A 20,188-nucleotide genomic window follows, 5' to 3' on the forward strand; every position below is an offset into this window, starting at 1 on the left:
CGCGCTAAGCGGATGTCCCCCGGACATCCAGCGCCCTGATCGGATGCCGGATCACTGTCTTCAGTTTCTCCGGCTGGACTTTTCTCGCATCAGATAGATAAATCTCATGGTGCAGTCTCTTGTCAGTGATATCCAGGACATAACCCTGTTCTTCTATAAATCTGTGCATTGCATCTACTGTAGCAGGTTCATCATCATACGATCCGATATGCATGCACTGCACACACAACCCTTCATCATAAGTAAAGAACTCCACCTTTGAGAAATCCTGTTTTTTCTTAACCGTAGCTTCCCTGACAGCCCACTCAAAATCATCTTTCGTTACAAAGTCTGGCAGGCGGATGACGGATATCCACTTGAAATCTTCTTTATGAGCATAGTCGATACCGATTACTCCATTCTGCCACCAAAAACCTTCCAATGGCGGAACTACATAATCAAAATATCCGTCAATCTGATGATCGCCTTTTTTACTCATCTTGATCGTAAATGCGATTCCATACAAAAGACCTATAGCCTGTTTATATTCGCCATCTTCATCATTTGGATTCCCACTGCCCCTAACCGCGATATAATTCATTTTAGGAACAGTAACGATTGATGGTGTGCCCTTCGGCATATAGAATTCTTTGTATTCCTTCTTGTAATCAAACGCCATACCCTTTTTCTCCACTTCGTTTCGGTCGGTGCTAAACGATCGTCCACCGGACAATCAGAGCTCTGAAACCTGTTATTATATTTGCCATCACTTAACTCTTTGGAACATGACCGTCTCTTCCTTCATTGAGATATTTCCGACACAGAAGCCATATTCCAACAATTCCTTCTTGTATTTGAGAAAAGAATGGTCGATCGGAACCCCTGCAATTTCTTCAATCTCAGCATATGTGAGCTTGAAGCTGTCCGTTCCATTATCCCGGATCCATTTCCAAAGATGTTCGTATTTACTCATATCTGTTCATCCTTCACTTTACCATTGCAAAACGCAGCCATCTCTTTTTCAAGCAGGCGGAATACATTCGCAATCAGATACCCATCCGCTATCGCATGATTCATACGAACCGACACCGGCATCAAAAGTCTCCCGTTTTCCTCACGGTATTTCCCCCAGTTGATGATCGGCAGAAAATAGAGGAATCCATCTGGCAGTTCAATATTCAGGGAATCATAGGACAGCCATGAAATGTAGGAAGCATCAAACCAGTTCGGATGCTTTTCCATATCAAGGCCATACTCCCTCGTTTGTTTTGCCTTCTCTATGTCAGAGACAGCATTTTTGTAGAATGCGGCATAATCCGGATCATAACTTGTATATACCGGCGTACAGGTCTCGGTATCCTCATGAAAAATATACTGCGTAGGGTTAATCCTGTCATAACAGATCAGTTCCTCAGTCTGCCAGAGATACCCCATTTTGTAATCATCCCGGGAATTCAATACCATGGAAAGGATATATAGGAAATTGACATAGAACTTCGTGTTACTCTCCTTCGAGCCCTTAACAAGCTCCGTCACATCAACCCTTGCCGTCATAGAAGTCGAGCACTTGCAATCCTCCGTAAAATGCCGGAATACCCCCTTCCTATAATAGGTTTCTTTATCAATAACTCTATAGTTCATATCTTTACCCTCTTCTTTTCATCATCAGATAGCAGTTTATCCCCTTTTTATAAAAATCAGGTAGTTCTCCGACACACTTATACCCCAGATTTTCATATAATTTCTTCGCTCCCGGGTTAAAATCATCTACAGTTAAAAAATATTTTGCCGAAGAAGAATCGGAAGCATTATCCTCAAAAAACTTCATCAGCTGTTTACCGATGCCATAATTCCTGTATTCTTCCTTTACTGCAGCAATATGGAGATAAGGGTAGCTTCCAAAAACACCATTTGTCATGTAGTAAATAAACCCCAGGCATTTCTCATTTTCATCCAATGCAACATATATGTTTTCTTGTTCCACTGCATATGTAAGCATATTAGTTGCCTTTTCATGATCGCTAAAATACGCTCTTCCTAAATCAGAATTTTGCAAAATGTCTATGCAGCTATCAAGATATTTCATAACTGCAAGTTGAATATGTATATCCTTTTTCCACTTACGCTCTTCACACATGAAACTTTACCTCCGGCACCTTCGTCAAAATCGAAAACTATCTATAATATAAAATCTCACATTCGCCTTCATCGGTAAAAGTTTCAATCTCATATGTAAGAACCCCATCGGCGTAGATTTCCTGATAGATCATATCTAATTCTGCTGTTTTTCCTTTTACGGCAATCCATCCTGAATTCGGCAAAATCACAGAACAGTTTGCATTATCTATGTCGCCGGATTTAAGCCCGATGACATATTCAATCGTATCAGTTGTCCAATTATAGCCTAACCCCCTAAGCTTTTCTCTTCCATATTTTTTGGAAAATTCATCCCAAAATGCACCGATCGTTTCATATTGCCGATCGTCTTTTGTTGAAAACACCTTACTGATTCCATTAAAAACCATACGACCCTCTCCTTCTTTATAAGCATGATTATGTGAAACCTGATTGAATGCTATCACATACACTTTCGTTGTCTTCACAATACATACAGCCTCTCCCTTGGAGACAAGAATAACACTATAGTCTCCCTCTTTTGGGATTGGTCCGCCTTCAGCCAGATACAGATCATATGCAGAACAAGTGGCAGTTTTCTCACCGTTTTTTTACCAAAGCTGCCAGTTCGTCCTGTACGCCACCAAACGACCACGACTCATATGATTCGGTTAATCCGGATTTTTTCCATAACTCTTCTGCTGTCATCTTTCCTTCCTCAAATTCCGGTGTTCTTGACCAGTACCGGATTCCCCAATTTTCGAAGTTCCATTCTTCCATGTAGTCATTGCACTCATAATCGACATACCATAGCAGTCCATCCTGAATAACAAAATTTGTAGGAAAATAATCAATATTCAGCCCAACGTCAAATGCCTTCTTCGCCATTGTACGTACCTGCGGCAAAAATTGTTCTACTGAAGTCCCTTCTAGGATTAAGTCAAAAATAGTTTTCCCATCAACATATTCCTTAACAATCAGCTCATTTTCTACATCTATAGCCAGCATCTTCGGAGCTCTGATTCCGGCATTAGTGAGTCGTTCGTAATCATTTTTCTCAGCCTGTATCTTATTTCCGAAGGTATAGTAATCGCAGGGCTCATGATGTATTTGTTTTAAGACCACCTTCTGTCCATCCTGGTCTGCAAGATATGAATACCCACCTTTTCCATGCCCGAGAAGTTTAATAATCCGGTATAACTTTCCACACACGGTTATTTTCTTCTCTAAGACGAATCTTGGGCCTTCCTCCCCAACTTCACCTGTTGGAATAAACCCTACATTAGCCAGTACATTTTTTGACGACTGATTATCAGGATTTGTTTCCGCCTCTATTTTTATCATGTATCTTCTTGCTCGCCATCCTTCCAAAAATAAAATGAATAGTGATGTTTCTTTCTGAAGCCAAGCCTCTCATAGAATTCCATATCGGAAATCACGTAAGCCCTGGTTGCTCCAAGGTTTTTGGCTCTGCGAAACGCCTCAAATATCAAGGCTTTTGCAATGCCATTCCCTCTGTATGCCGGTATAGTACAGACAGGCTCAACATAAACATAATCAGTCCCTGCCATATACCAAAGCAGACAACAGGCAACCATTTCTCCATTTTCATTCACAGCTGCAACACCTAAGTCCTTATTAAAATGCTTTCTGACTCTTGGAACAATCTCCTCTTCTCTCTCAAATTCTGCTTTATCATCACCATGATCAAATCCCTGCCAGAAAAGCCATTGAAGGTCATAAGCATCCTTCACAGGATCCGGGCAAAAGAGCTTAAGGCCATCCGGGAGTTTTGCTTCAAGCGAATCAGAAAGACTCCTTTCCATGATGGTCTCATCCAGGTCCGAAGGTGTAAATCCAAGACTCTTTGTCATCTCTATTTCATCTGTATTCTCATCACAGATTGCCAGTCCAAAGCCAGAATCATCTTTTAGCTCTTTGCAAGCATACTCCAGAACGGCCTTATATAAATCTTTATACTCCGGAAGTACTCCACAAAAGCCCTCGCCAAAATACATATCGTAGATAGCAGCGCCAACGATTTTATCGTCAACAGTCCAAAGGCCAATGGAATTCTTTAAGCTCTTATCAAATTCAGGATGTTCAATCATCCATTCCAGCCTTGCCCAGTTCCAGTTAATATGGCTGTCATCCTTCTCATTTAAAGCAATCAGAAAAGAGCACAATGCCTCATAGTCAGTGTCAGTATAATTCTTAAAATCTATATCAGCCCTCATAATCAATATCATCCTTATACTTTACTCAAAAATCTGCCCTGGAAGCTTAAGCTTTTCCTTTGGCGGAAAATTCTTATCAAACTCTTCAACATCAACATCTTCAACATAGTAACCCTTTGGAGTCTGGTATACACCAGTGATTCCATCAAGATATCCCGGGATTAGTTCCTTACATAGGAAGAATGATGCGTCTGCATCTTCCGGAAGGTCGTGGTATCTGATTCCGAACTTGCTGGCATATTCAAAGCCGCTGTGTCCATAGAATCCAATATTTCCTTCAAAAAGCACTGCCCCAAAGCCCATTTCTGTAGCCTTTTCAAGAGAGTAGTCCAGGATTGCCTTGCCATATCCCTGTCTCTTTAATTCAGGAGTGATACCGATCGGGCCCATGGTAAGGACATCGATAGCCCTGCCATCATCTGCCTCAATTATCGTCTTCATAAAAATGTTCTGCCCTATAAGTTTCCCATTCTTTTCCATGACAAAATCAAGTTCTTTTACAAAAGCAGGATCCTCCCTAAGAACATGAATCACATAATGCTCACTGCATCCCGGGCGATACACGTTCCAGAAGGACTCCCTTACAAGGTTTTCAACTTCTCTGTACTCTTCTTTTCTCTCAGGTCGTATTGTATAATCATTTGAATTCATCTCTAAAAATCTCCTCTTATAAATCATGTTTTCTCTCGTTTAAGTAGCAATAATCCTTTTATGATCATCAAAATAAAGGCTACAGATGTAGCATACGCTGCCCTGGTGATAGCAAGCACAAGCACTGTTACTATACTGATTCCCATAGATAAGATGATCATTATCCTCTTTATCTTTTCACACTTAAAATGGTTTAAAACCACTATTACAGCTCCCGTTACCACAAGAGAATCAAACAATCCCCAGTAGATCAGCCTTATGGTAGCTGAAACATCGCTGTATTCAATAAGACTCAATGCGTAAACCATCTTTTCTACTGGGTGCGGGAAAAGCGGAAGGAATATCAGCCCGCACGCCAATAGGTCATTTAGCCCAAGAAGATAATCCAGGACCTTGCGAATATTTGCCCTGTTTTCTTTTTCAGCAATAACCACCAGTTTTTCACTGGAAAGAAGCTCATCTATGGATACGGAAAAGAACTTTGAAATCTCTTTTAACGAGTCGATGCTTGGATAACCTCTGCCCGACTCCCATTTCGAAATCGCTGTTCTTGAAACGAACAAAGCTTCTGCCAACTCCTCCTGGGTCATCCCTTTGCTATTTCTAAGTTCCAATAGTTTTTCGCCAAACTCCATATCTGCCATCCTCTCTTAAGCCTCTTTGCTGCAGGATAAAACGCAGCCCTTATACAAATAATATAATCCTATGCTTAATAGTACCGAACCAATGATATCCGTAAACCAGTGGACTCCTGAAATAAGTCTTCCTATTACCATAAATAGAGAAAACAATACTGCAAAAGCAGCTATCAGCTTCCTTATCACATCATCACTTAGCCTTCTGCCAGCCTGTTCCACCAGTGTCGGCATCACACTAAGTACCAGCAGCGTTGTAGAAGATGGATACGATGCCTCCATAACCCCTTCTATAGGAATAGGCCTATAGTTGATTGGTATCATCTCAAAAATAAGGTAAGCCATGATGACAATAATGTAGTAGATTCCGAGAATGATAATATCCTTATCCACCTTAAACAGGCTCTTTCTCTTAATCAGCTGAAGTAACCCAACACCACCGAATATCATGCAGATAAATATTGGTACCAGCCCAAGCCAGTCTGTGATGGTATAAAGTGTCATGTTAACTCCCGTCATCTCGTGGAAGCCCACGTTAAATCCAGCAAATCCGATATCTGTTCCATTTTGCCCGACCGACTGAACATCAATTGTCATAATAAGCAAGGTTAATAATGCAAACAATGCTATAAAAGTGCCCCCTGTTAAAAAGCAAGTTTTTCTGTTTCTCATTTTTTCTAATTCCTTTCCTTTGAAAAATTTCCTTCCGGCTGATTTCAAAGTATCAAAGGATATGAAAAACAGAAAGAATCCCGCCGTCACATGGGCGATACGCTTCGTGTCATGCCCATAAATAAAGACTTTTCCCCATTTACACAGTCATACCACTCTGCAAATCCGAATTTTTCTTTATGCGAATTCTGGATGGTACCCAGTTCACTTTTCCTTTTTTTGATAAAAGACAAATCCATCCTCAATCTTTATGATACGGTAGCCTAACCTTTTGTAAAAAGCATTTGTCCGCTCATTCCAGCATGGGGTATCCAGATTAAACTCCGTACCACATGGGAAATACTTTTCTATGCATTCCATCAAACGAATTCCGTAACCTTTTCTATGATAGACGCTGTCAATAAATATTCTGCCAATGTATACGCTGTTTTTTGTTTCATCCTGGAATATAATGGCTGCCCCTACCAGATCATTTCCTATTATTGCCTGATACAAATGTCCCTCCCTGGCCATTTGTTCATGCCATTCTACTGAATCAAATCCAGGCGGGCAATCACCTTTTGCTCCGCCAACATTTACATCTGTTTCAAAAGCTCTGATGGACATATCTACGATTTTTTCCACCTGATCTGTCTCAGCTTTGACAATATGCATCCCACTTCTCCTAACTGTCATTATCCTCATTATTTTGCTATTTTCAGTTGCGTTCGCCCTGGTTCAAGCCCCATAATCTATCATGTCCCCATATAGATTATTTGCTATTGCCGACGCTTCTTCTCTGCACTTATCAAGACTCCATTCTTCCACAAATGAAACAGGCAGAAGAATCCAGTTTCCATCTCCATTTCCCGCAGGAACAGCCTCTCTGTTTCCACGATTATTTTCAAACTATCAATCCTCTCTCATATATACCTTGCAAAAATGTCGTAAATGCTTTTCGATGTATTTCATACATTCTTCCTCACACTGAGGCTGTCGATCTGACCTTGCAATCTGTAGAACAGCAGGCGCGGTAAGTTCTACCGCAAGCAGCTCCGGATCATCATTCTTAACGATACCTTCATCCATCATCTCCTTGATGATCTTTGCAAACATCTTCTGTATTCCGTCCAGCTGATGCCTGGTCGTAACCTCGGAAATCCTTCCATTTCTGAACTGTTCCTGGACAAGAAACATTCGAGTCTTACGGATTATGGGATCCCGCATTGTGAATGAAATCCTTTCCATTGTCACCTTTATGAACTCTTCCCGGCTCCGCGACAATTTCCCGATATTATGCTCAGATCCAAACATTTCCTCATAACGCGTTTCAGCAGAATCGATCAAAGCATTTAGAATGTCCTCCTTACCTTTATAGTGCTTGTACAATGATGGAGCTTTGATTCCGACAATACTCGCAATCTGCTCCACACTTGTTCCATCGTATCCATTCTCTGCAAATAACGTTAATGCCGCATCCAGTATCTTCTCTTTGGTAGACATATCTTCCTCCATTCTGCTAATAACTATTAGCCATATTATAGCTAATATTCATTAGCCAATCAAGGTTTTAATGAGATACCACAAAAATAGCCTGCAAGCATCAGAATTGCTCCAAATGCCTGCAGGCTCAATAACGTTTCGCTATTCAATTTACAATCGCCGACAGAAGTCAATGCTCAACCAGCCTATTCCGCTTCCTGCCGTGCCAGCTTTCTCTCGTAAAAGGAACCATAACATCGTATTCTTCATGATCTTCTGATTCAAAATAACGATAGGTCACATCCGGTATCCATATCGGATGTCTTGTCTCACCAGCTCCTGTCCATTCAGGATTATACTTCAATGCCAATTCTTCACTTGCACCTGCGATTGCATCCTCATAAGGCAGCCAAGCCATGTATAAAATGAGAAGCCTGCCATTGGGCTTGAGCAACTTCGCCAAATGTGGCATTACTCTCTCATGATCAAAATACCAGAAGCACTGACAGGCTGTAATAACATCAAAGCTTTCAACCGGAAAAATTAGGTTCTCTGTCTACGATTTTTTGATAAAAATGTCCGGATAAATATCTCTGTACATCGCATAGTCTTTTGATGTTTTACCCCAATCAAAGGCTTTTCCGCCGTCTATCCTTGCGTCAATAATTTCCCAGGTTGTCCGAATCATTCTTTCTTCGCCTTTTTTATTCCCAGAACACACCACCTTATGAAAGGTATGCGGCTCATGATTTCATACAGAAGGTAGGAGCCTGCGAATGCTGCTATTGCAACCAACAGGTATACGATGACAGGGGAAAGGGACGGACATAATGTATGCAGATACCATCCGCTGACCGCTATCATCAGATAATGGTATACGTAGAGGCCCCATGATTTTCGACACATCCACTTTGAGAAAGCATTCGTGAAATTTCCCCATTTTTTCTTCCAATTTGATTCTCCTTGTAAAACATAATGAACTTGAGATGCCAAAATGGCATTTCAAGACAATATCCTTTTAAATATCCTCTAGCTTCGTAAGCTCCCCCAACTTCTTCGCGTAGACAAGCAGCCTCTTCTTATCATCTTCATTTAAGCTTTCATATTCTAGCAGAAGCTGCTTCCCCTTGTAATCAATCTTAGGTACTGTGACATCAGGTTCATCAATTCCTTTTCCTGTAAGAAGAATCTCTGGTGTTACTTCTAAAACTCTGCATATGTCCATTATCTTATCAGCAGAAGGAGTATGCCCTTTTGTCTTCCAATCACTAATTGTGCTAGGGGCTATACCCGCTGCTTTTCCAAAAGCATTTTGGCTCATGCCTCTAGCCTTTATTAAATAAAAGATTCTTTCTGTAATAGTCATATTCTGCTCCAAATTTCCATCGATTAATCTTAAATTGACTAATCCTCAATCGGTGTAATATATTTTGCAAAATCAAAATCCTCAACACCATCTACCAATATTATATTACTATACTGACTTGGTGAAAGCATTTTTATCATTTCTTTTTGTGATATATAAAAATCAATTCCCGAGCACTGACAATACATCAAATCAACCCCTGCATCTTCAAACTCTTTATGCAAAATAAGATACAGTAGATTTTCAATACAGCTATATTGACTATAATCTCTATCGGAAATATCATGTCCATAATTTTTTTCAATAAATGAGTCTTCGTAATCGTCATAAGTAGGAATAATTAAATCTCCATCGATAACTTTGAGCTCATCAAAAGCATAGTCGGAATCATATAACGCAAAAAAGATTCCCTTTCCTGCCAAAAATGATTCTATGTGTACTCCATATTCATTTATATGAATATATTGAGTCAACCTAATATTGTATTTTTTCAGAATATCATAATCGACCAAATCATTTATCTTCTTTTTAGCATCCTCCATAGAACTGATTAAATCAGCCTTACGAACCATATTCTCTTTTTCTTCCTCAAGCTCTTTTGGATAATCCACATCATTTATATATTTTTCAACTGATTCATAACCTGCATCATATGCTTTACGTTCCAAGGTTCCGCCTGCTAGCATAAACTTTAGTGGATAAAAACTTCTAAGAGTTTCCGCTCTACTTCTCAAAGTGTCAACTCTAGTATATTCCAGATGCTTTATCCTATCTGAAAGCTCTACATCACCTAATATAATATTGTTATATTTTGTTTCTTCTACAAGTTTTGGAAGTCCATTCTTTTCAACAATCACTTCTGGCCTCGCATTCGCAAAATTTTCGAGACTATCATACCCTAATTTTTTAGCTACATCCTCTGCTAACAAAAACACTTTGTTTTCGACTATTACTCTGTTTTTAAATAAATATTCTTTTCTCATCATAATTCTCCTCGCAAAAATACTTAAAAATCTATTGACACCAACACATTCCGACATTAATATAAAAGTCAAGAAATGGGTTTTTTGTCTGGTAAGCCGTTAAGGCCGAGAGGGTTGCTCGTTTCTTTTTTTATGTCTATAACATCGTACAGATACAGTTTATTATCACTAGCATGTCTTATTAACATAGATGCATGATACAAATTGTAACGCTCAACTCGTCCATCATCTGCAAAGACTGGAAGCGCAAATCGTGAATCATATCTGTACCAGCCATATTGTGCATCTCGTAAATGCTTCTTAGTTGTATTTTCTCTATAAAACTTTCCTGTTGCTATATTTAATAATTCTGGTATTCCTTGCGTAGCATTTGCTTTTGCTTTAGCATTACCCCCTCGTAAACTTTCAGTATATTCAGAACCTGTGTATTCATCTGGCAAATCTGTACCTATGTATACATAATCATCAGTATTTGATATTTCATATATATCTCCAACATATCCATATAAATACTCTTTGACCTCATTCCAATCGACTTTCCTTTTTCCTTTAAATTGAATATCATAAATTAATACAATATCCTTTCCTTCAGAATCCTTAACAACTGATACGTTTCTATTACTCTCCATAAATCTCCTACGCCTTCCCGTATATTTCATTCCGTTATCGCGTATATATTATCATTAAAACTCCCCTTCTTCAATCAAAAAAGCTCCCAAACTTTTTCAAGTTCGGAAACTTTTCTATTGCCTAGTTATTATATTATATCGATTATTGCAACCGTCTCATCGTTATATCGGATTGCTTCTACGCCAAAATCTTCTACCATGTTGGCGCCGACACCCTGAAAATATAGTCCCTCCCATCCGGGAAGTGTAACAAAAAGCGCATAGGGCTCGCTGCCATCATAAGTCTCTGGAATATAGCTAGAATAATGGATGTCTCCGTGCTAGTCCAGATCTAAGCCATTCAACCACTTTATAATATCTTCCTTCGATGAATCTTTTCCTACATCACTTCCACTTATAGGGATTCCTTCCAAAACCGTAGCCCCAGGCTCTCTATCCCTTATCATGTCATAGGTTCCGCAATTGCGACTTCCAAGATGCGTATTAAACGGAATGATGGTCACTCCGTCAAAATCATAGGTATCAAAAAATGTCTCCATTATCATCGGCATTCTGTACCACCAAATCGGGTATCCGATAAATACTCTTGAGTAGGATGTAGGATCAATACCAAGATTGTTAAATGCCGGTCTGGCTTCACTATCTGCTTCAGTCTTCGCAAGATCAGCAGAAGCATCATATTCAAGTGGATAGTCTTCTGACGGAACTATTTGAACCAAATTGCCACCGACCTCATCATGTATAATGTTCACCATCCACTCTACAGCGGACTCCTCACCCACCATTGGAGTTGATGAACTAACTGCATCAACATCATTCAGATTGTTGGCACTAAAATAAATTATCAAAGTGTCACCGCCATCCGAACCATCATTTTTAGTTACACTATCTTCGTCAGCCTGATCAGCGGCCGAAACTGTGGTTCCTGAACTGGAAACCTCAGCATTTTCACTGCTTCCGCAGGCGGATAAAAATACTGTAGCCAGCAACATTCCTGCCACATATCTCAATTCTGCCTAATTTTGCCACCGATATAACAATTCGCACTTATGAAAGCATGAATCTCCCTGGCAGATCCATTCCAGACAGAGTGCTCATTCCCATTATCGATGACAGTGCTACTGTTACTTTTTATTTGATTTCAGATAAAAATATCGCTTCAAAATACAAAGTTAAATTATAATAATTAAGATAAAATAGGTGTTTTTGATTTTCCAACGCATCATCTGGTTTTTGTTGGAACATTACTTCTTTTGGATTACCGTATTTATTCCTATTGGTTTAAATCCGACGCTGAGAGCCGTTTTCTGTGAACCTGTATTCGTTTCCGCATGGGCCCATACAGGTCTTCTGCCCTGGCGTATGATTTCCTCACACATCTTGTATGCCAGATAGGATGCCAGACCATGGTATCTGTATGTTTCAGCAGTCTCAACACCAATATCCACTTCCTCCGGACTGACCGCACTTGAAAACGCCACCGCAGCGAAGCTGCCATCTTCCTTACTTCTTGCCAGAAATCCAAATCCATTCCGAAGGAACATTTCACTGTCATTCCAGGAAAAAGATGGCGTAATTCTCCCCTGAATGACATGTATATTGTCTGAAGTTATACGTTCAATGACAAAGCCGTCATCAAGTTTCGGTTGCTTTTCAAGGATTCCGCTATGAGTGTATTCAATCCTTTTATCAATTCGTAGCATGTCTATGCCTGAATAATAGTCGGAAAAAAACTTCGAATCTGTAATTAGTAAAAATCTTCGCTCCGTATCAGACCCCCAAAAATTTTGATATACTTCCTCAAGAACATCTGAGCTCACATCCCCAGAGATATACGCAAAGCCGCAATAATGCCAAAACAGTACACAGCCTTTGCCATCAACATAAATATCTCCATCCTGAGTCCCGGTCGCAATTGATAAAGGATAAACCCGGTTAGCCAGGCATTCGTTAGCACATTTAATATATTCTTTGTATCTGATTCTATCAACTTTATTCAACAAAATACACCTCTATATAATCTCGCTCATTTATTAACCTTCTCGAATCGCACGCGGATAAGAAAACATAAGACATGTCCCCCTTTATTCGAATATTGGATTGACATTTTTCCTGTACCATAGTATTATCCTTTTTGAAGGAAATGGGTTTTTTACCGTACGTGTTAGGAACTAACAGCCAAGCGGGTTGCTCGTTTCTTTTTTTATGTTTATTATGTCGTATAAATACTTCTTGCCATCTAAATCATGTCTAATTATCAAATTTACATTAAAGACGTTATACCTTTCCACTTTATTATCAACTCCATACACAGGCAAAGCAAAACAAGAATCATAACGATACCAACCATTAGCTCCATCAATATTATGTTTTTTCTTTTTATTCTCTGTATGCTTTCCATTTGTTGCTATCTCAATTAATTCTCCTAATCCTTGAGCTGCGTTAGCTTTTGCCTTAGCAACTGCACCTTTCAAGCTATAGGTATAATCTGAACCAGTATATTCATCGGGTAAATCAGTTCCAATATAAACAACTTCATTAGAGCCAGCTATAGTGTAATTATTTCCAACAAATTCTTTTAAATACTCCTTTACATCATCCCAATTCATCGATCGCTTTCCCTTAAAAGCAATATCATTAATCATTACAATATTATTTCCATCTGCATCTTGAATCACAGACACATTTACATTATTCTTCAATTACTAAAAATTCCTTTCATATTACCTCTTTGAGGTCACAAATTGTGACCTCAAAAATTAAATCTCCTCTAACTTAGTCAACTCCCCCAACTTCTTTGCATAAGTCAGCAGCCTCTTTTGTGCGTCCTCATTTAAGCCTTCATATTCCATTAAAAGCTGCTTTTCCTTATAATCCACCTTAGTCTCCTTGACCTCAGTCTCATCTATACCTTTACCAGTAAGAAGAGCCTCCGGTGATACTTCTAATACTCTGCATATATCCATAATCTTATCAGCGGAAGGATTATGCCCTTTTCTCTTCCAATCACTGATTGTACTTGGTGCTATACCAGCTGCTTTACCAAATGCATTTTGACTTAACCCACGCTCTTTTATAAGAAAAAATATTCTTTCAGTTATTGCCATAACAACTGTCCGCCTTTCCGAATTCTATCAATTTCGTTTACACGAACATATTATCATGTAAACAAAACGTATTCAATATCAAACAAATCTTTTTCCTTACGTTTCTCTGCCGAAAGCTTAATAAACTTTCTTATTTCCTGCATAAAAACCTGCTAACAAAAATCAAGCATGAATTTCAAATATACTTTTTAAATAATTAATTGCATCACAATAAGGCTGGCGGTAGACCAGCCTTTAACTATATTTTTCTATTTATACACTTCACTTACTCTTGCATAATATATCCTTAAAAACTTGTTTAAACCTGCTATTTTTGCATGTTTCTTTGTTTTACCTTCAGCTTCCTTTTTCAGGATGTAATTGTATACAGCATTATCCTCTGGTTCAGGGTGACTCTTCAACACTCGCATAACTTCATACCCTACTTTTCGTAGCGTTGATGAACCTCTTTTCGTTATGCGCCGGTTTGAACCTACAAATTGTCCTGATTCATATGGAGGAGGATCTATTCCCGCAACAGCAATAAGTGCTTTTGCGCTATGAAGTTTTCTTATATCTCCAATTTCAGCAATCAACTTAGGTGCCAATACATCACCAACCCCACCCATTGCTCTAACAGTAGAATATTCAGGTAAACTCTTAGCAAGTTCCTTCATTCGTGTTAGAATTGTATTGAGGGTATCATCAATTGCTCTCAACACAGATATAGCTTCTTGTACTAACATTTTTGTAGATGGAGTACTTGAAGATAACGTAGGAATACCATTAGATGCCAATTCATATATTTCTTCAGCTTTTGATTGGCTCTTTTGGTATTTCTTTTCTTTAGCCCACTCACAATAGGCCACCACAAAATCATCACGACTCATTCCGATAATCAGGTCATAATGCCAGAAGCGTTCTACAAAATCACTAAGTTTATCTTTATTATTCTTTTCATCCCAACTATTAAATTTAGTTTTTAAGCCTGGCATTGTGTAATCTAACATATGAGTTAATTCTTGAAGCGCTTTAATGTGTAGTTCCATATAGAATCTGTAACGTCTCCCAAGCAACTTAAGCTCAGCATATATAGCCTCATCTTTGTCATAGTTTTGAAGCTTATACCATTTTTCAATACCATAGTTTGCTATGACAATTGAGTCCAATTTGTCTGTTTTAGCGCCACGAATGCTGTTATCTTTAGCATATTTTCTCATGGCATATGGATTTATTACCGACACAAAATACCCACGCTCAAGAAAAAAAGTTAGCAATGGCAAATGGTATACACCTGTGGCTTCCATAACCAATCTTACTTCGCCATCCAGCTTCCTTAACATCTTCTCAAGTTCGCTGAGCTCACTTTCTGTATGCTGTACTTCAAACGGTTTTAATACAATTTCTCCGTATGGCTTCATAACGCATACAGTACTTTTACCTTTAGAAACATCAACACCTACGCTTATCATTCTAAACCTCCCTCTACATAAAATTTAGTAATTGTTCCAACCGCACTTATTACCATTCAGTTTAGTTGGTTACGCGGGTGTCGCTCCCTACCTGCCTAATCGAATGCTTATAATAAGGGGTTGGTTAACGGTTTTTATTGCGGATGATTAATCCAAAAAGCCCCACGTCAGACCAATTACTCCCCTTATTATAAAAAAATAAGTGCAGAAGTTAGAGATAATTACTCTCTAACTACTACACTTTTATGGTACTAAAAAAGCTCCCAAACTATTCATGTTTGGAAGCTGAGTCTATACCGTATTTAGTTCCTATATCCTCTCAATTTTCGCACACGTCTCCACATGATAAGTCCCAGGGAACATATCAACGCAAGCCAAGCGGGTTACATGATAGCCGCGGGCGAGGAATACCTCAAGGTCTCGTGCAAGGCTGGTAGGCTTGCATGAGATATACACAAGTGAATCCACACCGTAGTCGATGATCTTCTCCAAGGCCTTTGGATGGATACCATCACGTGGTGGGTCAAGGATGATATAGTCTGGCTTTTCAGAGATATCATCAAGAACCTTGAGGACATCACCTGCGATGAAATCGCAATTTGAAAGTCCATTGAGCTTGGCATTTTCCTTTGCAGCCTCAACCGCTTCGGAGATGATTTCTACACCAGTAACGTGCTTTGCTGCAGGTGCGATAACCTGGGCGATTGTGCCTGTGCCAGAATAAAGATCATAGACCTCTGCTCCATCAGCGCCGCCAGCTATGAAATCACGAGCTGTGCTGTAGAGCACCTCTGCACCAAGTGAGTTGGTCTGGAAGAATGAGAATGGACTGATAGTAAATGAAAGACCAAGTAACTCTTCCTTAAACCAATCCTGGCCATAGAGGATTTCTGTACCCTCATCTGCTACAACATCTGCTTCTCTGTCATTCTTAGTATGAAGGATGCCAGTAAGCTTGCCTTCCCAATCCGGGCATGTTAGAAGCGCCTGCTTCCAACCTCCTAAAAGCTCCTTTTCGAAGCTTTCATCTATCTGTGTGCTTGTAACTATATCCACAAGAATTTCTCCAGTCTTTGCTGCCTTGCGCACAAGCAAATGACGGAGGTATCCCTCGTGGGTATTCTTGCGATAATATGGCTGATTCGCATTTACGAAGTAATCTAAAGTGATTGTAAGAACGCGACGCATATCTGCATCAATAATCTGACAGCCATCTACTGTAACAACATCATAGAAGCTCCCCTTCTTGTGCATACCAAGAGAAAGAGGTCCATCCTTCACCTCATCTCCAAAGGAGAACTCCATCTTATTTCTATATTCAAACTGCTTTGGACTGCCCTTGATTCCCTCATAGGTAGCATTCCATACATCCTCACCAATGACTGGAGCCATCAGGTCATGAATCATACCTGACTTAATCTCGAGCTGCGTCTCATAAGGAAGTGACTGATATGTACAGCCGCCGCATTTACCATAATGTACACATGCTGGCTCAGCCATCTCAAGCTCTGAAGGAGCATCCACAGAAAGGAGATTGCCCTGTGCCTTTTCCTTTGAAGACTTTTTAACTCTTACAGAAACTGTCTGACCTGGGAGCACGCCCTTTACACGAAGGCGGTCACCCTCAGCAGTTTCAACTATACCTTTGTTAGGGAAGTTTACTTTTATTACCTTACCTTGTACAACTTCTCCACGTTTCATATTACACCTCACACAAACTTACTCCGCCAGTTACACCTACAAGCCCTGGTATTACTCCGTCGCGAGATTGGCCCCTCAAGTAACACCAAGAGCTTGTTGGCTACTGGCTCATTAAAAAAACACTAAGCTAATGCTAAATCTTACGCAACTTCGCGAACGACGCGAACATCTTCTTCACGCCTACACCATCAAACTCTACCGTAACCTCATAGTCACGACCCTCGTCAATGATATCCTTCACTGTGCCTTCTTTAAATTTAATATGGCTGACGCGGTCGCCAATACCATATTCTAAATCACCTTTTTCAATCTTTGTGCCATTCTTGTTTGCCACTGCGGTAGTCGAGCTTCCCACTGTAAAGCTCGCCGGCTTCGAATAACTTGAAACTGGCTTGTTGAAGCTAGACACTGGCTTGCTTGGTCTCTGATATACAGAGTACTCACCAATAGGAGTGCTAGAATAATCCTCCATTGGCTTTGGCTCCCAAAGGTTGCCCTGAAGAAGCTCCTCTGGAATCTCCTTAACAAATCGGGAAATCTTGTGGAAAGCAGTCTCACCACGAATCATTCTCATTCGAGCACTGGTCATAGTCAGGTGCTCTCTGGCACGGGTAATTCCCACGTATGCCAGACGACGCTCCTCTTCCATCTCTGAATCAGCTCCACCGCCATCAAAGATTGCACTCTGTCCTGGGAACAATCCGTCTTCCATTCCTGCCATGTAAACACGTGGGAACTCAAGACCCTTTGCTCCATGAAGAGTCATAAGAACAACATAGTTGTCGCTCTCCTCGTAACTATCAATATCGGCTACAAGTGCAACATCCTCTAAAAATCCTGAAAGAGTTGGCTCCTCGCCTTCCGCTCTTGCATCCTTCTCGTAGGCAACTGCCTTTGTCAAAAGCTCGTCGATATTCTCGATTCGTGCCTTTGCCTCATCTGTGCCCTCAGCCTTAAGCTCTGCCACATAATCTGTCTGATCCAAAATCTCCTCAACAAGAGCTGAAACCGACTCTGTCTTTCCAATCTCACGAAGCTTCTCAACAAGGGACGTGAAGCCCTGAATCTTTGCAGCGGCCTTTCCAATGGAAGGAATCTCCTCGCAATGAACCAGCGCCTCATAGAAATTCAAACCACGCTCCCTTGCAAAATCAGAAACCTTGGCGATAGTAGTAGCACCGATTCCACGCTTTGGAATATTGATAATACGCTGAACTGCAATATCATCACTACCATTATCAACTGTTTTTAAATAAGCGAGGATATCCTTGATTTCCTTACGGCTGTAGAAGTTTACACCGCCTACAATCTTGTATGGGATTCCCTCGTAAATCATCTTCTCTTCAATAAGACGGGACTGTGCATTGGTACGATAAAGCACCGCACAATCCTTATAATCAGCCTCTCCCTTACGAACAAAGGATGCAATATTGCTGGCAATAAAGCTTGCTTCCTCGTATGCACTGTCAAACTGCTGGAAATGGATTTTATCTCCATCCTCAGCTTCGGTCCAAAGGGCCTTTTCCTTACGTCCTTCATTGTTTGCTATGACAGAATTGGCTGCCTCCAGAATATTACCGGTAGAGCGGTAATTCTGCTCCAGCTTAATCACATGAGCTGCTGGGAAATGCTGCTCAAAATTCAAAATATTATAGATATCAGCGCCACGGAACTTGTAAATAGACTGATCATCATCACCTACTACACAAAGATTCTGCTGAGCTCCAGTAAGCAAGCGAACCAGCTCAAACTGTGCAGCATTGGTGTCCTGATACTCATCCACCATGATATACTTGAACTTATCATTGTAGTAAGCTCGCACCTCACCATCTACCTTCAAAAGCTCAACAGTCTTCATGATCAGGTCATCAAAATCCATTGCATTGTTCTGGCGAAGACGTGCCTGGTACTCACGGTACACGGAAGCCTGACGCGACATGTTGTAATCTCCCATGGCACGATTGGTAAACTCCTCAGGTCCAATGAGCTTATTCTTGGCATCGGAAATTACATTTAAAAATGTACGTTCCTTGAACTGCTTTGTGTCTATCTGAAGATATTTGCAAACATCCTTCATAAGAGTCTTGCAATCATCAGTATCATAAATAGTGAAATTGCTGCCATATCCAATTCTGTCACCAAAGCGGCGAAGGATTCGCACACAGCTGGCATGGAAGGTGGCAACCCAAACGCCATCTGAACCAAATCCAACTATACTATCTATACGCTCACGCATCTCTCGAGCTGCTTTATTCGTGAAGGTGATAGCCATAATGTTGTATGGCATCACGCCCTGCTCAATCAAATAAGCAACGCGATGTGTAAGCACTCTTGTCTTTCCCGAACCAGCACCTGCCAAAATAAGCACAGGTCCCTCGGTTGTGACAACACCCTCACGCTGCTTGTCATTTAAAATATCTAAATTCATTATAATACTGTCCTTTAAGCGAAACTTTGTTCTATAATTTTATCATATGAACCTAGTTCCTTCTACCCAAGAATTATTTTTCTTTTTACTTTTCTTTAGAACTATTGCCAAGTTCTTCCTCGTCAGCACGACGATTAGATATATATTGCTCAATCATCATCTTTTTTACAAACACATCAAATGAAAGAAGACAAATGAATGTAAAGTCCTGAAGCACATCCCTGCTCTCCTCGTCCTGGTCTGCAAAGGCCTCGCGACTCATATTGTACTTCTTGATAATATCTTTTGTTACTTCCTTAGCGACTTTACGCTCATAGCCAACCATATCACTATAGATATCAAAGAAATCCAAGCCCTTACTATCACCATAGTACTTGTCGTTGATTGGATCAAGGATACTCTTGATATCCTTCAGTCCAAGGAAATTCTTGAAATAATAAATAAAAATTAAGTTAAGCATGTGATCCCTGGAATACTTTTTCTTGGTCGGTGGAGGCATAAGCTGATTCTTGGTATAGTTGTTAATCATGGTCTTGGTCATAGCCTTATCTTCGGTGGCTTCGCGAACTGTACCAAGCTCCTGATCCAAGAACGTAAGCACCTGATCCATGTATAAATCTATATTTGGAATGTCCTCTGGATGAACATAATCTATTTCTGCCAGTTGATGCAAAATTGAATTCAATCTTTTTCTAGAATTATCCATATTTAAACCCCTACGGCAGTTACGCCAACAATCCTGAGTATTTCTTCCGGTGACTACATGTCACCTA

At 40.1% G+C, this 20,188-nt stretch carries 24 protein-coding genes and 2 pseudogenes; all 26 read right to left on the bottom strand.

Going from position 1 to position 20,188, the window contains the following annotated elements:
* Positions 1-4 precede the first annotated feature (4 nt).
* Positions 5-658 carry a GyrI-like domain-containing protein gene (locus FXF36_RS06405; RefSeq protein ID WP_044994858.1) on the bottom strand — a complete coding sequence of 218 codons (654 nt, stop codon included), beginning with the start codon at positions 656-658 and terminating at the stop codon, positions 5-7.
* An 87-nt stretch (positions 659-745) separates the two neighbouring features.
* Positions 746-952 carry a hypothetical protein gene (locus FXF36_RS06410; protein WP_151623002.1) on the bottom strand — a complete coding sequence of 69 codons (207 nt, stop codon included), beginning with the start codon at positions 950-952 and terminating at the stop codon, positions 746-748.
* A complete protein-coding gene (locus tag FXF36_RS06415; RefSeq protein ID WP_151623003.1) occupies positions 949-1,620 on the bottom strand; it encodes a CatA-like O-acetyltransferase, family 3 in 672 nt (223 codons plus the stop codon). The genes FXF36_RS06410 and FXF36_RS06415 overlap by 4 nt, the downstream gene beginning before the upstream one ends.
* A 4-nt stretch (positions 1,621-1,624) precedes the next feature.
* Complete coding sequence (locus tag FXF36_RS06420; protein ID WP_151623004.1) at positions 1,625-2,065, bottom strand: GNAT family N-acetyltransferase; 441 nt, start codon at positions 2,063-2,065, stop codon at positions 1,625-1,627.
* Between the two features lie 88 nt (positions 2,066-2,153).
* Positions 2,154-2,504 (bottom strand): hypothetical protein, encoded by a 351-nt coding sequence (locus FXF36_RS16845; RefSeq protein ID WP_330583225.1) that lies wholly within the window; start codon positions 2,502-2,504, stop codon positions 2,154-2,156.
* Between the two features lie 63 nt (positions 2,505-2,567).
* Positions 2,568-2,666 (bottom strand): annotated as a pseudogene (locus tag FXF36_RS16920) (ASCH domain-containing protein); the annotation flags it as partial.
* 28 nt (positions 2,667-2,694) lie between these two features.
* Positions 2,695-3,438, bottom strand: coding sequence for a hypothetical protein (locus FXF36_RS16850; RefSeq protein ID WP_330583226.1), 744 nt, complete (start codon positions 3,436-3,438; stop codon positions 2,695-2,697).
* On the bottom strand, positions 3,435-4,343 hold the full coding sequence (locus FXF36_RS06435; protein ID WP_151623005.1) for a GNAT family N-acetyltransferase: 909 nt from the start codon (positions 4,341-4,343) through the stop codon (positions 3,435-3,437). Before FXF36_RS06435 ends, FXF36_RS16850 begins: the two co-directional genes overlap by 4 nt.
* A gap of 9 nt (positions 4,344-4,352) precedes the next feature.
* Positions 4,353-4,982, bottom strand: a complete 630-nt coding sequence (locus tag FXF36_RS06440) for a GNAT family N-acetyltransferase (protein WP_151623006.1) — start codon at positions 4,980-4,982, stop codon at positions 4,353-4,355.
* A 23-nt stretch (positions 4,983-5,005) separates the two neighbouring features.
* A complete protein-coding gene (gene relB, locus FXF36_RS06445) occupies positions 5,006-5,626 on the bottom strand; it encodes a type II toxin-antitoxin system RelB family anti-toxin (RefSeq protein ID WP_243143587.1) in 621 nt (206 codons plus the stop codon).
* Between the two features lie 6 nt (positions 5,627-5,632).
* Positions 5,633-6,289, bottom strand: coding sequence for a phosphatase PAP2 family protein (locus FXF36_RS06450; protein ID WP_151623007.1), 657 nt, complete (start codon positions 6,287-6,289; stop codon positions 5,633-5,635).
* A gap of 204 nt (positions 6,290-6,493) precedes the next feature.
* Positions 6,494-6,943 (bottom strand): GNAT family N-acetyltransferase, encoded by a 450-nt coding sequence (locus FXF36_RS06455; protein WP_151623008.1) that lies wholly within the window; start codon positions 6,941-6,943, stop codon positions 6,494-6,496.
* Positions 6,944-7,180: 237 nt separating this feature from the next.
* Positions 7,181-7,771, bottom strand: coding sequence for a TetR/AcrR family transcriptional regulator (locus FXF36_RS06460; RefSeq protein ID WP_151625700.1), 591 nt, complete (start codon positions 7,769-7,771; stop codon positions 7,181-7,183).
* A 169-nt stretch (positions 7,772-7,940) separates the two neighbouring features.
* Positions 7,941-8,168 (bottom strand): hypothetical protein, encoded by a 228-nt coding sequence (locus FXF36_RS16855; RefSeq protein ID WP_330583227.1) that lies wholly within the window; start codon positions 8,166-8,168, stop codon positions 7,941-7,943.
* Between the two features lie 18 nt (positions 8,169-8,186).
* Positions 8,187-8,294 (bottom strand): annotated as a pseudogene (locus FXF36_RS16925) (methyltransferase domain-containing protein); the annotation flags it as partial.
* Positions 8,295-8,768: 474 nt separating this feature from the next.
* Positions 8,769-9,116, bottom strand: a complete 348-nt coding sequence (locus FXF36_RS06475; protein ID WP_151623009.1) for a helix-turn-helix domain-containing protein — start codon at positions 9,114-9,116, stop codon at positions 8,769-8,771.
* Positions 9,117-9,154: 38 nt separating this feature from the next.
* Positions 9,155-10,102 carry a hypothetical protein gene (locus FXF36_RS06480; RefSeq protein ID WP_151623010.1) on the bottom strand — a complete coding sequence of 316 codons (948 nt, stop codon included), beginning with the start codon at positions 10,100-10,102 and terminating at the stop codon, positions 9,155-9,157.
* Positions 10,103-10,167: 65 nt separating this feature from the next.
* On the bottom strand, positions 10,168-10,728 hold the full coding sequence (locus tag FXF36_RS06485) for a hypothetical protein (RefSeq protein ID WP_151623011.1): 561 nt from the start codon (positions 10,726-10,728) through the stop codon (positions 10,168-10,170).
* 320 nt (positions 10,729-11,048) lie between these two features.
* The gene (locus FXF36_RS06495; protein WP_243143607.1) at positions 11,049-11,729 is read right to left on the bottom strand and encodes a flavodoxin; all 681 of its coding nucleotides are present in this window, start codon (positions 11,727-11,729) and stop codon (positions 11,049-11,051) included.
* 243 nt (positions 11,730-11,972) lie between these two features.
* Positions 11,973-12,728, bottom strand: coding sequence for a GNAT family N-acetyltransferase (locus FXF36_RS06500; protein WP_167511308.1), 756 nt, complete (start codon positions 12,726-12,728; stop codon positions 11,973-11,975).
* Between the two features lie 171 nt (positions 12,729-12,899).
* Complete coding sequence (locus FXF36_RS16575) at positions 12,900-13,430, bottom strand: hypothetical protein (protein ID WP_243143588.1); 531 nt, start codon at positions 13,428-13,430, stop codon at positions 12,900-12,902.
* A 57-nt stretch (positions 13,431-13,487) separates the two neighbouring features.
* Entirely contained in the window at positions 13,488-13,835 is a 348-nt protein-coding gene (locus FXF36_RS16580; protein ID WP_243143589.1) for a helix-turn-helix domain-containing protein, read from the bottom strand.
* Between the two features lie 248 nt (positions 13,836-14,083).
* Positions 14,084-15,286, bottom strand: a complete 1,203-nt coding sequence (locus FXF36_RS06510) for an IS110 family RNA-guided transposase (RefSeq protein WP_151622368.1) — start codon at positions 15,284-15,286, stop codon at positions 14,084-14,086.
* Positions 15,287-15,595: 309 nt separating this feature from the next.
* Complete coding sequence (rlmD, locus tag FXF36_RS06515; RefSeq protein WP_151623013.1) at positions 15,596-16,987, bottom strand: 23S rRNA (uracil(1939)-C(5))-methyltransferase RlmD; 1,392 nt, start codon at positions 16,985-16,987, stop codon at positions 15,596-15,598.
* A gap of 133 nt (positions 16,988-17,120) precedes the next feature.
* A complete protein-coding gene (locus FXF36_RS06520) occupies positions 17,121-19,415 on the bottom strand; it encodes an ATP-dependent helicase (RefSeq protein ID WP_151623014.1) in 2,295 nt (764 codons plus the stop codon).
* A gap of 85 nt (positions 19,416-19,500) precedes the next feature.
* On the bottom strand, positions 19,501-20,121 hold the full coding sequence (locus FXF36_RS06525) for a DUF1836 domain-containing protein (protein WP_151623015.1): 621 nt from the start codon (positions 20,119-20,121) through the stop codon (positions 19,501-19,503).
* Between the last annotated feature and the right edge of the window lie 67 nt (positions 20,122-20,188).

This window comes from Pseudobutyrivibrio xylanivorans (assembly GCF_008935055.1).
In the GTDB taxonomy this organism is placed as follows: domain Bacteria; phylum Bacillota; class Clostridia; order Lachnospirales; family Lachnospiraceae; genus Pseudobutyrivibrio; species Pseudobutyrivibrio xylanivorans_A.

What these genes read in the sequence shown, in the direction of transcription:
- FXF36_RS06475 (WP_151623009.1), bottom strand. Translation starts at nt 9,116, where the DNA reads ATGACTATTACAGAAAGAATCTTTTATTTAATAAAGGCTAGAGGCATG.
- rlmD (WP_151623013.1), bottom strand. Translation starts at nt 16,987, where the DNA reads ATGAAACGTGGAGAAGTTGTACAAGGTAAGGTAATAAAAGTAAACTTC.
- FXF36_RS06460 (WP_151625700.1), bottom strand. Translation starts at nt 7,771, where the DNA reads ATGTCTACCAAAGAGAAGATACTGGATGCGGCATTAACGTTATTTGCA.
- FXF36_RS06450 (WP_151623007.1), bottom strand. Translation starts at nt 6,289, where the DNA reads ATGAGAAACAGAAAAACTTGCTTTTTAACAGGGGGCACTTTTATAGCA.
- relB (WP_243143587.1), bottom strand. Translation starts at nt 5,626, where the DNA reads ATGGCAGATATGGAGTTTGGCGAAAAACTATTGGAACTTAGAAATAGC.
- FXF36_RS06480 (WP_151623010.1), bottom strand. Translation starts at nt 10,102, where the DNA reads ATGATGAGAAAAGAATATTTATTTAAAAACAGAGTAATAGTCGAAAAC.
- FXF36_RS16845 (WP_330583225.1), bottom strand. Translation starts at nt 2,504, where the DNA reads ATGGTTTTTAATGGAATCAGTAAGGTGTTTTCAACAAAAGACGATCGG.
- FXF36_RS06485 (WP_151623011.1), bottom strand. Translation starts at nt 10,728, where the DNA reads ATGGAGAGTAATAGAAACGTATCAGTTGTTAAGGATTCTGAAGGAAAG.
- FXF36_RS06520 (WP_151623014.1), bottom strand. Translation starts at nt 19,415, where the DNA reads ATGAATTTAGATATTTTAAATGACAAGCAGCGTGAGGGTGTTGTCACA.
- FXF36_RS06440 (WP_151623006.1), bottom strand. Translation starts at nt 4,982, where the DNA reads ATGAATTCAAATGATTATACAATACGACCTGAGAGAAAAGAAGAGTAC.
- FXF36_RS16580 (WP_243143589.1), bottom strand. Translation starts at nt 13,835, where the DNA reads ATGGCAATAACTGAAAGAATATTTTTTCTTATAAAAGAGCGTGGGTTA.
- FXF36_RS06405 (WP_044994858.1), bottom strand. Translation starts at nt 658, where the DNA reads ATGGCGTTTGATTACAAGAAGGAATACAAAGAATTCTATATGCCGAAG.
- FXF36_RS06410 (WP_151623002.1), bottom strand. Translation starts at nt 952, where the DNA reads ATGAGTAAATACGAACATCTTTGGAAATGGATCCGGGATAATGGAACG.
- FXF36_RS06420 (WP_151623004.1), bottom strand. Translation starts at nt 2,065, where the DNA reads ATGAAATATCTTGATAGCTGCATAGACATTTTGCAAAATTCTGATTTA.
- FXF36_RS06415 (WP_151623003.1), bottom strand. Translation starts at nt 1,620, where the DNA reads ATGAACTATAGAGTTATTGATAAAGAAACCTATTATAGGAAGGGGGTA.
- FXF36_RS06510 (WP_151622368.1), bottom strand. Translation starts at nt 15,286, where the DNA reads ATGATAAGCGTAGGTGTTGATGTTTCTAAAGGTAAAAGTACTGTATGC.
- FXF36_RS06525 (WP_151623015.1), bottom strand. Translation starts at nt 20,121, where the DNA reads ATGGATAATTCTAGAAAAAGATTGAATTCAATTTTGCATCAACTGGCA.
- FXF36_RS06455 (WP_151623008.1), bottom strand. Translation starts at nt 6,943, where the DNA reads ATGCATATTGTCAAAGCTGAGACAGATCAGGTGGAAAAAATCGTAGAT.
- FXF36_RS06435 (WP_151623005.1), bottom strand. Translation starts at nt 4,343, where the DNA reads ATGATATTGATTATGAGGGCTGATATAGATTTTAAGAATTATACTGAC.
- FXF36_RS16850 (WP_330583226.1), bottom strand. Translation starts at nt 3,438, where the DNA reads ATGATAAAAATAGAGGCGGAAACAAATCCTGATAATCAGTCGTCAAAA.
- FXF36_RS16855 (WP_330583227.1), bottom strand. Translation starts at nt 8,168, where the DNA reads ATGGCTTGGCTGCCTTATGAGGATGCAATCGCAGGTGCAAGTGAAGAA.